At 68.1% G+C, this 12614-nt stretch carries 13 protein-coding genes; 2 read left to right on the top strand and 11 right to left on the bottom strand.

The annotated features are described in order from the left end of the window. Positions 1–9 precede the first annotated feature (9 nt). The 6 genes from hpaH to AC3AP7_RS26940 form a co-directional block, all read right to left on the bottom strand. Positions 10–813, bottom strand: coding sequence for a 2-oxo-hept-4-ene-1,7-dioate hydratase (gene hpaH, locus AC3AP7_RS26965; protein ID WP_487363350.1), 804 nt, complete (start codon positions 811–813; stop codon positions 10–12). Between the two features lie 117 nt (positions 814–930). Beyond that, the gene (locus AC3AP7_RS26960; protein WP_487363349.1) at positions 931–1329 is read right to left on the bottom strand and encodes a 5-carboxymethyl-2-hydroxymuconate Delta-isomerase; all 399 of its coding nucleotides are present in this window, start codon (positions 1327–1329) and stop codon (positions 931–933) included. Positions 1330–1339: 10 nt separating this feature from the next. After that, complete coding sequence (hpaD, locus tag AC3AP7_RS26955) at positions 1340–2209, bottom strand: 3,4-dihydroxyphenylacetate 2,3-dioxygenase (protein WP_487363348.1); 870 nt, start codon at positions 2207–2209, stop codon at positions 1340–1342. A gap of 35 nt (positions 2210–2244) precedes the next feature. Then, the gene (hpaE, locus tag AC3AP7_RS26950) at positions 2245–3702 is read right to left on the bottom strand and encodes a 5-carboxymethyl-2-hydroxymuconate semialdehyde dehydrogenase (RefSeq protein WP_487363347.1); all 1458 of its coding nucleotides are present in this window, start codon (positions 3700–3702) and stop codon (positions 2245–2247) included. Between the two features lie 16 nt (positions 3703–3718). Beyond that, positions 3719–4477 carry a fumarylacetoacetate hydrolase family protein gene (locus tag AC3AP7_RS26945; RefSeq protein ID WP_487363346.1) on the bottom strand — a complete coding sequence of 253 codons (759 nt, stop codon included), beginning with the start codon at positions 4475–4477 and terminating at the stop codon, positions 3719–3721. Further along, on the bottom strand, positions 4474–5247 hold the full coding sequence (locus AC3AP7_RS26940) for a fumarylacetoacetate hydrolase family protein (RefSeq protein ID WP_487363345.1): 774 nt from the start codon (positions 5245–5247) through the stop codon (positions 4474–4476). The genes AC3AP7_RS26945 and AC3AP7_RS26940 overlap by 4 nt, the downstream gene beginning before the upstream one ends. Before the next feature lie 172 nt (positions 5248–5419). On the opposite strand from AC3AP7_RS26940, the gene hpaR reads away from it, so the two are divergent. Then, entirely contained in the window at positions 5420–5815 is a 396-nt protein-coding gene (gene hpaR / locus AC3AP7_RS26935; RefSeq protein WP_487365036.1) for a homoprotocatechuate degradation operon regulator HpaR, read from the top strand. A 16-nt stretch (positions 5816–5831) separates the two neighbouring features. Here the strand turns inward: hpaR and AC3AP7_RS26930 are convergent, their stop codons facing one another. Beyond that, a complete protein-coding gene (locus AC3AP7_RS26930; protein ID WP_487363344.1) occupies positions 5832–7166 on the bottom strand; it encodes an MFS transporter in 1335 nt (444 codons plus the stop codon). A gap of 73 nt (positions 7167–7239) precedes the next feature. Continuing rightward, complete coding sequence (locus tag AC3AP7_RS26925) at positions 7240–8811, bottom strand: sulfatase-like hydrolase/transferase (protein ID WP_487363343.1); 1572 nt, start codon at positions 8809–8811, stop codon at positions 7240–7242. Positions 8812–9048: 237 nt separating this feature from the next. Between AC3AP7_RS26925 and AC3AP7_RS26920 the strand changes: the two genes are divergently transcribed. Further along, positions 9049–9528 carry a MarR family winged helix-turn-helix transcriptional regulator gene (locus tag AC3AP7_RS26920; protein WP_488324834.1) on the top strand — a complete coding sequence of 160 codons (480 nt, stop codon included), beginning with the start codon at positions 9049–9051 and terminating at the stop codon, positions 9526–9528. Between the two features lie 79 nt (positions 9529–9607). Here the strand turns inward: AC3AP7_RS26920 and AC3AP7_RS26915 are convergent, their stop codons facing one another. Genes AC3AP7_RS26915 through AC3AP7_RS26905 form a run of 3 tightly spaced genes read right to left on the bottom strand, consistent with a single transcriptional unit; the run spans position 9608 to position 12612 of the window. Beyond that, complete coding sequence (locus AC3AP7_RS26915) at positions 9608–10384, bottom strand: SDR family oxidoreductase (protein WP_487363341.1); 777 nt, start codon at positions 10382–10384, stop codon at positions 9608–9610. Between the two features lie 30 nt (positions 10385–10414). Continuing rightward, positions 10415–11224, bottom strand: a complete 810-nt coding sequence (locus tag AC3AP7_RS26910; RefSeq protein WP_487363340.1) for an SDR family NAD(P)-dependent oxidoreductase — start codon at positions 11222–11224, stop codon at positions 10415–10417. A 2-nt stretch (positions 11225–11226) separates the two neighbouring features. Beyond that, complete coding sequence (locus AC3AP7_RS26905; protein ID WP_487363339.1) at positions 11227–12612, bottom strand: aspartate aminotransferase family protein; 1386 nt, start codon at positions 12610–12612, stop codon at positions 11227–11229. Positions 12613–12614 lie beyond the last annotated feature (2 nt).

The following is a 12614-nucleotide window of genomic DNA, read 5'->3' as shown; positions in this document are numbered from 1 at the left end:
ATGGCAGTCTCACAGAAAGTTCAGGCTGATGGCGCCCAGCGGCCCGTAGTCGGCATGAAAGGTGTCGCCGGCGCGCGCGACGACCGGGCTCGTGAACGAGCCGCTGAGGATCACGTCCTTTTCGCGCAGGCTTTCGCCGTGGCGGGCAATCCGGTTCGCGAGCCACGCGACGCCGGTAGCCGGATGATTCAGCACGGCAGCCGCGAGCCCGCTTTCCTCGATCGCGCCATTGCGGTATAGCAGCGCGCCGACCCAGCGCAGATCGACCTCGTGCGGCCGCACCGGACGCCCGCCGAGCACGACGCCCGCGTTCGCGGCGAAATCGGAAATCGTATCGAAGACCTTGCGCGGCGCCTTCGTTTCGCGATCGAACTGCTCGATGCGCGCGTCGATGATTTCGAGCGCGGGCGTGACCCACGCGGTCGCGTCGAGCACGTCGAACAGCGTGACATCCGGGCCCGTCAGCGGCCGGTTCAGGATGAACGCAAGCTCCACCTCGACGCGCGGCGCAATGAAGCGATCCGCGCGGACGTCCTGGCCGCTTTCGATGAACATGCTGTCGAGCAGCGGCGCGTAGTCCGGTTCGTCGATCTGCGACGCGCGCTGCATCGCACGCGACGTCAGTCCGATCTTGCGGCCCTTGATCACGTGTCCCTGTTCGAGCTTGAGCCTGAGCCACTCGCGCTGGATCGCATAGCCGTCGTCGACGGTCATCTGCGGGTAGGCGCGCGAAAAGTGGCGCAACTGCGTGCGGGTCTGCTCGGCCTGATCGAGCTGCGCAGCGAGCGCGCGGATGGTCTGCGGGTCTAGCATGGTCGACTCCGGTGCCTGGGTGTCTGCGCGGTGTGGGCAAGACGAGGGCGGCGTTGTGTGCGGTTGCGTGTGCGGTTGCGTGCGGGGTTGCGTGCGGTTAAGTGCGGGTTACCTGCATCAGGCCTTCAGGCGCGCATGCAGATTGTTGTGCTTCCACGTTCCTGCTTCGCTGAATTCGCTCAGTTCGAGCGAGAGCGCCAGGCCCTGCGTTTCGAACTGCGCCGCGAAGTGCGCGCGGATCACGTCGAATAGCGCATCGCCGGTGGCAGCGCGCACGTCGGCCGCGCGCCCGGCGCCGATCTTCAGATGCGCGTGCAGGAACGCCGCATCCGCGCGCCCGTCGGCGATGCAGTACTGATCGCAGCGCAACGCGCGCACGCGGATGCCGCCGCGCGGGTAGACCCGCGCGCCGTTCTCGCGTTGCGCGTCGAGGCAGTCGGCGAGCTGGCGGCACAGCAGCCCGATGCTCGTGTCGTCCGCGAGGTTGGCGCTGTATTCGAGTGTCAGATGCGGCATGACGTACTCCTCAGGGTTGTGCAGGCAACGGCGTGACGGGAAAGACCGCGTTGATCTGGCCCGTTCCCGAGCTGCCGAAATAAGGCGTGATGACCTCGGCCTTGCCGTCGTACCGGTCCCAGCCGAGCGCGCCGAGCAGCATCGCGGTGTCGTGCATTCCGCCTTCGCCCCAGCATTTTTCGTTATAGAGCGGCAGCATTTCGCAGAAGGTCTGCCAGTCGCCGTCCTCCCATAGCTCGACGACGCGGCGGTCCATCAGTTCGAGAAACGGATTCCAGACCCGGTGCATGTACCGGGCGGCCGTGCCGTTGTCGGCGAAGTGATGGCTGAGCGAGCCGCTGGCGAGAATCGCGACGGTCCCGTCATAGCGCTCCTCGATCGCGCGGCGCACGGCGCGGCCGAAACGGGCGCTGGTGTCGAGATCGTGCCACATGCACCAGCCCGATACCGAGACGGTCCTGAAGTGCTGGTCGGCGTTCATGTAGCGCATCGGCACCAGCGTGCCGTATTCGAGTTCGAGCGTCGTCTCGCTGTGCGCGCGGCTCGCAACGCCCATTTCGTTCGCGACGTCCGCGATCAGATGGCCGAGCGCGGGGTTGCCGGGATACGCGTAGGGCATGTTGCGGATGAAGTGCGGCAGTTCGTTGCTCGTGTAGACGCCTTCGAAGCGGGGCGCGCAATTGATGTGGTATTCGCTGTTCACGAGCCAGTGCACGTCGAACACGACGATCGTATCGACGCCGAGCGCGCGGCAGCGCCGGCCGATCTCGTGATGGCCGTCGATGGCCGCCTGCCGGCAGCCCTTGTGCGGACCGTCGAGCTCCGACAGGTACATCGACGGCACGTGGGTGATCTTTGCTGCAAGTGCGAGTTGGCCCATCGCGGTCTCCTTTCTGATGGACGATGCGGCGGAGCCTACACGCCCCAGCGCGGCACGTGATGCGAGCCGAGCGACACGCAGACGTTCTTCGGTTCGAGGAACACCTCATAGCTCCACGTTCCGCCTTCGCGGCCGACGCCGGACGCCTTGGTGCCGCCGAACGGCTGCCGCAGGTCGCGCACGTTCTGGCTGTTCACGAAGCACATGCCGGCATCGATCGCCTGCGCAACGCGATGCGCGCGCCCGGCATTCTCGGTCCACACGTAGCTCGACAGCCCGTACGCGATGTCGTTGGCGAGGCGCACCGCGTGTGCTTCGTCGTCGAACGGGATCAGGCACGCGACCGGACCGAAGATTTCTTCCTGGGCGATGCGCATGCGGTTGTCGACGTCGACGAACACGGTCGGCGCCACGTAATTGCCGCGCCTTAGCGCGTCCGGCAGAGCGGGCGCGTCGAGGCCGCCGCACGCGAGCGTCGCGCCTTCCTTCGGTCCGAGTTCGATATAGCTGCGAACCTTCGCGAGATGCGCCTGGCTGATCATCGGCCCGATGACCGTGCTGTCGCTGAGCGGGTCGCCGACCGCGAGCCGTTGCGCCCGCTCGACGAAGCGCCCGGCAAAGCGTGCATAGATGCTGCGCTGGACGAGGATGCGCGAACCCGCCGTGCAGCGCTCGCCGTTGTTCGAGAAGATCATGAAGACGGCCGCGTCGAGCGCGCGCTCGAAGTCCGCGTCGTCGAAGATCACGAACGGCGATTTGCCGCCCAGCTCCATCGAGAACTTCTTCAGCCCCGCAGCCTGAACGATCCGGTTGCCGGTGGCGGTCGAGCCGGTGAACGACACCGCGCGCACGTCGGGATGCGCGACAAGCGGCTCTCCCGCCTCCTTGCCGTAACCGTGCACGATGTTGAGCACGCCCGCGGGCACGCCTGCTTCGAGCGCGAGCGTGCCGAGCATCGACGCGGTGACCGGCGAAAGCTCGCTCATCTTCAGCACGGCGGTGTTGCCGAATGCGAGGCACGGCGCGACTTTCCACGTGGCCGTCATGAACGGCACGTTCCATGGCGAGATCAGCGCACACACGCCGACCGGATGGAACAGCGTGTAGTTCAGATGCGTGGGCGTCGGATACGTGTGGCCGTCGACCTGCGTGCAGACTTGCGCGAAGTAATGAAAATTGTCGGCCGCGCGCGGCACCAGCTGCTTGCGCGTCTGCGAGATGGTCTGGCCGGTGTCCCGCGTTTCCGCTTCGGACAGTTCGGGCACGTTGCGCGTAATCAGTTCGCCGAGGCGATGCATGATCTTCGCGCGTTCCGCGGCCGGCGTCGCGGCCCACGCGGGGAACGCGTCCTTTGCCGCGCGCACCGCGCTGTCGACTTCCGCCGCGCCGCCTTGCGCGACCTCGCCGAGCACGTCCTGGCTGGCGGGGTTGACCGTCTCGAAGTAGTCGCGGCCCGGATGGGCGCGGCCGTTGATCAGATGTTCGATTCGCATGGGGAATTCCTCTTGGTCAGATGCGCCCGAAGTCGGCGTCCGACGCGATCACGTTGACAAGACGGCCCAGGCCGTCGATCTCGCAGACCACCTCGTCGCCCGCGTTCACGTTGACGATCCCTTCCGGCGTGCCGGTCAGGATGACGTCGCCGGGCGCGAGCGTCATGAAACTGCTCAGATACTCGATCAGCGCCGCGATGCCGGTCACCATGTCGCGGGTGTTGCCGCGCTGCTGCAGCGTGCCGTTCACGTAGGTGCGCAGTTCGAGCTGCGTCACGTCCGCGACGTCCGCCGCGTCGACGAGCCACGGACCGAGCACCGTCGCGCCGTCGCGGTTCTTCACGCGCAGGTTCGGGCGATAGTAGTTTTCGAGGTAGTCGCGGATCGCGTAGTCGTTCGCGATCGTGTAGCCGGCCACGTAATCCAGCGCATCCGCGCGCGTGACGTTTTGCGCGGTGCGGCCGATCACGACCGCGAGTTCGCACTCGTAGTGCATGAACGCGACGCCGTCGGGCCGGCGCGTCACGCCGCGATGGCCGACCACGGTGCCCGGTCCCTTCAGGAACACGAGCGGCTCGTCCTGCTTCGCGAACTGCAGCTCTTTCGCATGCTCCGCGTAGTTCAGGCCGAGCGCGAAGATCGTGCCGACCTCGAACGGTGCGAGCCAGACGAGCTCGTGCTCCTCGCACACCCGGCCGTCGGCGAGGCGCACGCGGTGCGCGTCGGGGGTGGCTTCGTGAATTGCGCCGGCATAGGCGACACGTCCGCGCATCATGATTGCGCTCCTTCGTGGGGGGCGGCGTCGACGAACGACACGGCAAGCGGCGCAAAGCCGCCCATCGTCAGCACCGCGTGCTCGCCGGGCTGCGCGACGGGTGCGCCATGCGGCACGCCGAGCGTCAGCACGTCGCCGGCCCGCAGCGTCATGAAATCGGTGACGTCGGCCAGCAGGCGCGCGACGCGGCGCACCGATGTGGATGTGCTCGCAACGAAAGGCGGCTTGTCGCCGACGCGCACTCCGATCGGCAGGGCGTCCGGGTCGGCGACGTGCCGGCGCGCGACGACCGCGGGCCCGATCACGCAAAAGTTGTCGCGCGCGCGCAGACGCACCGAGGGCCGGTAGACGTTCGTGTGCGGCACGCTGATGTCGGCGACGAGCGTGTAGCCCGCGACGTGAGCGAGCGCGTCGCGCTCGCTCACGCGCGTGGCGGTGCGGCCGATCACGATGCCGAGCGACGCGCCGACCTCGACGTGGGGTACGCCGCGCGGCACCGCGACCTGCGCGCGATGGCCGGCGAGCGTGTTGCGCGGCTTCAGGTAAAGCACCGGCGCGCCGGGCGGCGCCTTGTACGGCGCGGCGTGCACGGCGTCGCCCAGCGCCGCGAGCGCGGCGCGGTCGTTCAGCAGCGTGCCATACACGGCGCCCGCGACGGGCGCGCGGCAATGCGCGCCGTCCGACAGCAGCGCCGCGAGCGTGCGCGCGTCGACGTCGCGCGGCAGGGGCTCGCCCTCGATATGTAGCAGATGATCGGTCAGCGCGAACATGATGTGCTCCTCACGCGTCTAAATACTAACATGTTAGTATTTTGCCAGCCGGTATCATCGACGGTCAACCGATTCCCCCGCTTGTGCGGGTTTTCCCTGAAGCATTCGCCGGTTCACGCTATTTGCCATGCCCGCACACGCCACCACCCGACGCCTTCACCGCAATCTGCCGATGCTGCTGCTGCGCGCGCGGGAAAAGATGATGGAGCGCTTTCGTCCGCTGATTACCGCGCATGGCCTCACCGAGCAGCAATGGCGCGTGCTGCGTGCGCTGAACGAACAGGGGCCGCTGGAGCCGCGCCAGATCTCCGATCTCTGCACGATTTCGAGCCCCAGCATGGCGGGCGTGCTGGCGCGGATGGAGAGCCTCGACCTCGTCACGAAGGAGCGCTTCGCGGACGACCAGCGGCGCGTGCTCGTCGAGATGACGCCGCGCAGCGTGAACCTCGTGCGGGTGATCTCGAAGGAACTGGAGACGTGCTACGCGGCGCTGGAGCGTGAGGTCGGCCCGGAAGTCGTCGAGCGCGTTTACCGCGCGATCGACGATCTGCTGGCCGGACTCGGCTGACACGGGCGGCGCGCGTTCATTTGAGCGCGGCGCGGCCGAGCGCGCCGGATTCCACGCGGCGCGACGCGGGCATCGCCCACAGCAGCGCGAGCATCCCGAGCGCGAGCAGCAGCGCGATCACGACGAGCCCGCTGTAGAGGCTGCCGGTGTGGGCCTTCAGCATGCCGACCAGCGACGGACTCGCGGCGCCGCCGAGCGCGCCGATGGCGGTGATCGTCGCGATGCCGCCGGCCGCGGCGCCGCCGTCGAGGTAGGCGGTCGGGATCGTCCAGAACAGGCTCAGCGTCGCGTAGATGCCGATCGACGCGGCCATCAGCAGCACCACCGTGAACGGAATGCTGTGCGCGGCGAGCGGCAGCAGCACGAAGCTGGCGGCGACCGTCAGGCCGCACAGTGCGACGTGCCAGCGCCGCTCCATCCGGCGATCGGAGCTGCGGCCGATGAGCGCGATGCCGATCGCGGTGCACACCGAAATCGCACCGCTCGTCCAGCCGATTTCGCGCACGCCGGGAATGCCGACCTGGCGCAGCAGCGTGGGAATCCAGAAGCCGATCGCGTTCAGGCCCATGAAAATGCAGAAGTAAATCGCCGACAGCAGCAGGATGCGCGGATGGCACAGCACGTCGCGCAGCCGCGCGGGCGGCGGTGCATGCGCGCGGCGCCGCTCGCGGTCGGCTTCGAGCGCGGCCTCGACCTTGCGCTTTTGCGCGGCCGTGAGCCAGCGCGCGTCGGCGGGACGGTCGTCGAGGTAGAGCAGCGCCATGATGCCGAGTCCGATCGCGGGTAGGCCTTCGCACAGGAAAAGCCATTGCCAGCCGCGCAGGCCGAGCGTGTCGTGCAGACGGCTCATGACCCAGCCGGACAGCGGCCCGCCGATCACGCCGGCAAGCGGCACCGCCATGATGAACAGGCTCAGGATGCGCCCGCGCCGGCTGTCCGGAAACCAGTACGTGAGGTACAGCACGATGCCCGGAAAGAAGCCGGCCTCGGCGGCGCCGAGCAGAAAGCGCAGCACGTAGAGCATGGTTGCGTTCTGCACGAACATCAGCAGCACGGTCAGGCTGCCCCACAGCACCATGATGCGCAGCAGCGTCTTGCGCACGCCGATGCGCGCGAGCAGCAGGTTGCTCGGCAGTTCGAACACGACATAGCCGATGAAGAACATCCCGGCCGCGATGCCGAAGATCGCATCGTTCAGCCTGAGATCCTGCAGGAATTGCAGTTTCGCGAAACCGATGTTGACCCGGTCGATAAAGTTGACGACGTAGCAGACGAACAGGAAGGGCACGATGCGGCGGGCGATCTTCCGATAGGTCGCGTCTTCGTGCGATGTGGCCGTTGAATCGTGCATCGTGTGTCTCCTCCGGGCCCGCTGGGCCGATGCGGCGGCGCCGCGGTATCGTGGTGCGGCGCGGCCTGCCGGCTTACCATTCGCCGAAAAACACGCCCCATTTCTTGTGGCTGTCGGTGCGGCTTTCGACCATCGCGTGATCGACGGTGACGCGCTGCTTCAGCGCGCCGTGCCATTGCGCGAGCTGCGCGTGCAGGCGCGTGCGGATCGCGGCATGGCTGTCGTCGGCGCCGAGGTCGACGTATTCGTCGGGATCTTCCGCGAGATCGAACAGTTGCGGGCGAAAACCTTGCCAGTACACGTATTTCCAGCGCGCATCGCGGACCATCCAGCCGCGGCATGCGTCGGGGCGGCGGCCGAGCGTCACGCGCGCGCCGCGGAAGCTGTAATCGAGCTCGGAGACGACGAACTCGCGCCAGCCCTGCGCGCGCGCCGCATCCGCGCGGGTCAGCGGCAGCAGCGACGCGCCTTCGACGCGCTCGTCGTAGGCGGGCAGCCCGAGCGCATCGAGAACCGTCGGGACGACGTCGACACCGGAGACGAAGCGCGCGTCGGCGGTGCCGCGTGTCGCGTCCGCATCGGCGCACGGATCGTGGACGATCATCGGCACGCGCTGCACGGTGTCGTAGAAGAGCTCCTTTTCGCCGAGCCAGTGATCGCCGAGGAAATCGCCATGATCGGCGGTGAAGACGATCAGCGTGTCCTGCCAGCGGCCGAGCCGCTCAAGCGTGTCCCACAGCCGGCCGAGATGGTCGTCGATCTGCTGGATCAGTCCCTGGTAGACGGGGCGCACCGTGTTCGACACTTCGTCGCGCGAGAAATTGACGCTTTCTTCATGCTGGCGGTAAGCGGCCACGACCGGATGCGCGCCATCGTGCTCCGCGCGCCGCCGCACCGGCGGCAGGCACTGGTCGAGCGAATACAGGTCGTGATACGGGCGCGGCGCGACGTAGGGCCAGTGCGGCTTCACGTACGACAAATGCAGCGCCCACGGCGTGTCGCCCTGCTGCTCGATGTAGCGGATCGCCTGATCCGTCATGTACGCGGTTTCCGAGTGCGCCTGCGCGACGCGCGCGGGCCAGCGCACGTTGCGCATCTTCCAGCCGGAGTGCACGTTGCCGCGCTCGTCCTCGACGCCGATCACGAAGTCGCTCCACGGCGTGTCGCTCGCATAGCCGTGGCGGCGCAGGTACGCCGGGTAGCCGCTTTCGCTGCCGGGTTCGTGATGGCCGTCGTAGCGGTCGAGCTCGACGAACGAGCCGCACGACAGGCGCTGGCCAAGCGCGCTCGCGCGCGCGATCTCGAGCCGCTCCAGCCCCTGCGCGTCGACCTGCACGTGGGTCTTGCCGGCGAGCGCGAGCGTGCGGCCGTGGCGCATCAGATACTCGCCGAGCGTGAGTTCGCCGATCGACATCGGCACGCGGTTCCAGTTCGCGCCGTGGCTCGTCATCGTGCGGCCGGTGTAATACGACATGCGCGACGGGCCGCAGACGCCCGAGGTCACGAACGCGTTGTCGAAGCGCACGCCGCGCGCCGCGAGCGCGTCGATGTTGCGGGTGCGCAGGTAGGGGTGCCCGTAGCAGCCGAGATGATCCCGGCGCAACTGGTCGCACATGATGAAGAGAACGTTGCGGGTCGATGTCATGCGGGTAGCGTTCATTGATCTGCGGCGCGGCGGCCGCCCAGTCACGATGTTAGGAAGCGCGCACACGTTTGACCTAATCAAACGTATGTGCAAACGCACAACGAGGCGCGCCGCTGCGCGCGTGTCCGCGCGGCGCGGCGCGGCATAATGCGCACTGATCCCCTTTCCAGCGATCCGACCGTGCCGCGTCCGAAACCTGCCTCCCCCGCGCCCGCGACGTCAGCGTTGAAGCGCCCCGTGCATATCGAGGACTTCCTGCTGTACCGGATTCACAACCTCGCGCGGGTTGCGACGCAGGGTGTCGGCCTGATGTTTCGCCGCGAAATCGGCATCAGCCGGCGCGACTGGCGCATTCTGGCGTTCGTCGGACGTTACCCGGACCTCAACCTGACGCGGCTCGCGGCGCTGGCGGCGCTCGACACGGTGGTCGCGAGCCGCTGCGTCGCCCAACTGGTCAGGAAGGGGCTGATCGCCAATACGCGGCTGCCGTCGAACAAGCGGCTCACGGTGCTGACGCTGACCGACGCCGGCAGGCTCACGTACGAGCGCGCGCGCGCGGGCGGCCAGCAGTACAACATCGAATTCCTCGCGTGCCTGAGCGACGCGGAGGCGGATCTGCTCGACGCGCTGCTCACCCGCCTCGAACAGCGCGCGGGCGAACTGACCCGGCGCGAAATCGGGCGCAGCGGCGGCGAGACGCCCGGCGACGAGACGTGACGCGCGGCGTTCGGGTTTCTTCGGGCTCGCTTTCAGGCTACTTCTCGGGTCACTTCCAGGCCTCCAGGCTTCCAGGCGTTCAGGCAGCCATGAAAACCGGGCTTTCGGGCAGCGTCGAGCCGCCGTCGACGACGATCGTCTGTCCGGTGACATACGCTGCTTCGTCGCTTGCAAGGTAAAGCAGCGCATGCGCGATGTCCTCCGGGCGGCCGAGGCGCTTGAGCGGAATGTAGCGCGTGAGCTGCGCTTCGCCGAAGCGTTCCTTGAGCGCGCTCATCGCGGGCGTGTCGATATAGCCCGGTTCGACGCCGTTGACGGTGATGCCGAACGGAGCGAATTCGAGTGCCGCCGTGCGGATGAAACCGTTCACGCCCGCCTTGCTGGCCGCGTAATGCGAGGTCGCCGGCATCGCGACGCGCGGCCCGGTGATCGACGACGTCACCAGCAGCCGCCCGCCGCCGCGCTGTTTCATGTGAGGCAGCGCGGCCTGCGCGAGATAGAAGAGGGCCTTCAGGTTCACCGATAGCACCCGCTCCAGCGCGTCGGGCGACATTGTTTCGATCGGATCGCGCGAAAAGGCCGCCGCGTTGTGCACGACGATGTCGAGACCGCCCTGCGCAGCGGCGATCTGCCCGACCGTGTGCCTGAGGGCTTCGGCGTCGCCGACATCGAGCGCGACGAAGCGCGCATCGCAGCCTCGCGCGCGCAGTTGTGCCGCGACGTCTTCGCCGGCGGCGCTGCGCGCCGCGATGACCACGCGCGCACCCTCGGCCGCGAATACCTCGGCGATCGCGCGTCCGATGCCCTGGCCGCCGCCGGTGACGAGCGCGACGCGCCCATCAAGTCGTTGCTTCATGGTTGTGTGCTCCACTGTTTTCGATGCGTGTCAGACCGCGAGTCGGCCGCCGTCGACCGCGTACTCGGCGCCCGTCGTGAACGCGCTTTCGTCGGAGGCCGCGAACAGCACCGTGCTGGCGATCTCCTCGGCGCGCCCGATGCGCCCGAGCGGCACGCGTGCACCGAACGCGGCGCGGGTCGCGGCGACGTCGCGCGTGCCGAACGTGCCCTGCTCGGCCCATTCCTCGATTTCGCGGCGCACCATCGGCGTATCGGTGACGGCGGGCAGCACCGCGTTCACCCGGATCGGCATGCCGCGTTCCGCGAACTCGATCGCTGCGCACTTCGTCAGTTGCCGCACCGCGCCTTTCGAGGTTCCGTATGCGATGTTGTCCGGGATGCCCTGTACGCCGAGCACCGACGAGAGGTTCACGATCGCCGCGCTGCCGCCGCTCGCCGCGGCGCGCGCGGCGAGCGCCGCGGCGCTGTGCCTGATGCCGAGGAACACGCCTTCGACGTTCACGCGCATCACGCCGCGAAAATCGGCGAGCGACGTATCCGCGATCGAGCGCACGAGCGCGATGCCGGCGTTGTTCACGAGCACGTCGAGGCCGCCGTGCTCGCGCTGCAGCCACGCGACGGTCTGCTGCCAGGCGGCTTCGTCGGTCACGTCGAGCGTGCAGGGGCTCGCGCGGGCGCCCGTCTCGACGAGCGCGCCGGCCACCTGCGCGGCGAGCGCCGCGTCGCGATCGGACACGATCACGTGCGCGCCTTCCTGCGCGAAGCGTTGCGCGATCGCGGCGCCGATACCCTGGCCGGCGCCCGTGACGAGCGCGATCCTGTTGTCGAGTCGCCCCATGATCAGTCTCCGGCCAGTTCCGCAACGCATTCGGAGAAGGCGCGGTTGTGTCGGTCGACGTCTTGCGGCGCGAGCTGGGGGCAGGCAAGCATCATGTTGTGGAACGGCGTGATCAGCACGCCGCGGTTCAGCAGGTACAGGTGGATCAGCGATTCGAGCGTGCCGTCGCGCCCCGCCCTGGCCTGCGAGCCGTTCAGCGGCGGCTGCGGCATGAACATGTATTCCGCGCGCGCGCCGATCTGGGTGACGTGCCACGGCAGGTCGTGTGCCGCGATGCCTTCGCGCACGCAGCGCGCGATGCGCGTGGCCATTTCGATCATGTGCGCATAGTTCCCGTCGGTCATCACGTGTTCGAGCGTCGCGCGCAGTCCGGCAATCGTCAGCTGGTTGCCGACCAGCGTGCCGCCGAAGCCCGAATGGTTGTTGCGCTTCTCGCCGCCGGCCCACACCGGCGGTTTGGCGGCCCAGACACGCTGCGCGACCGCTTCGGTCACGCCGTAGACCGCCGATGGAATGCCGCCCGCGATCGCCTTGCCGAGCACGAAGATGTCCGGTTCGAGCCCCCATGCGCGCGTGCAGCCGCCGGGGCTGGTCGAGATCGTATGTGTCTCGTCGATCAGCAGCAGCGTGCCGTAGCGGCGCGTGATCTCGCGCAGCGCCGCGTGATAGCCGGGAGCGACCGGCACCATGCCGATGTTGGTCATCATCGGTTCGGTGATCACGCATGCGACGTCGCGCTGCGAGAGCGCGCGTTCGAGCGCATCGACGTCGTTGAATTCGACGAGCCGCACAAGCCGCTCGTGATCCATGCCGTTGGCGCTCACGTTCGTGCGCGGACGCATCTTCCCTTGCGGATCGAACTCGACCTGGGTTTCGTCGACCGAGCCGTGATAGTTGCCGTTGAACACGAGCACCTTGTCGCGACCGGTGATCATCCGCGCGAGGCGCAGCGCGAAGCGGTTCGCGTCGGACGCCGACGTGGCGAGCTGCCAGTAGGGCAGGCCGAAGCGTCGCACGAGCTCCTCGCCGACCCACACGCCGTCTTCGGACGGCAGCATCGCCGAGACGCCGCGCTGCGCCTGGCGGGCGATCGCGTCGGCGATGGCCGGATGCGAGTGGCCGAACATCGAGCCGGTGTCGCCGAGGCACAGGTCGACGAACACGTTGCCGTCGACGTCGTGCAGATGCGCGCCGCGCCCTTCGCGCATGTAGACCGGGCAGGAGCCGGGCCACAGCGTCATCCAGTGCAGCGGCGTGCCGTACAGGTAGACCGCCTTGCCGCGCGCGTACAGTTCGGCGGAGCGGGGGTGGCGCTGCGCGAAGTGCTGCTGCTCGCGCGCGAGGAGATGCTGCAGATGCTGCGGATTCAGGGCCGTGGTGGGCTTCATTG

Source organism: Paraburkholderia sp. PAMB 6770 (genome assembly GCF_057748135.1).
This window is presented reverse-complemented; position numbering and strand designations above follow the sequence as displayed.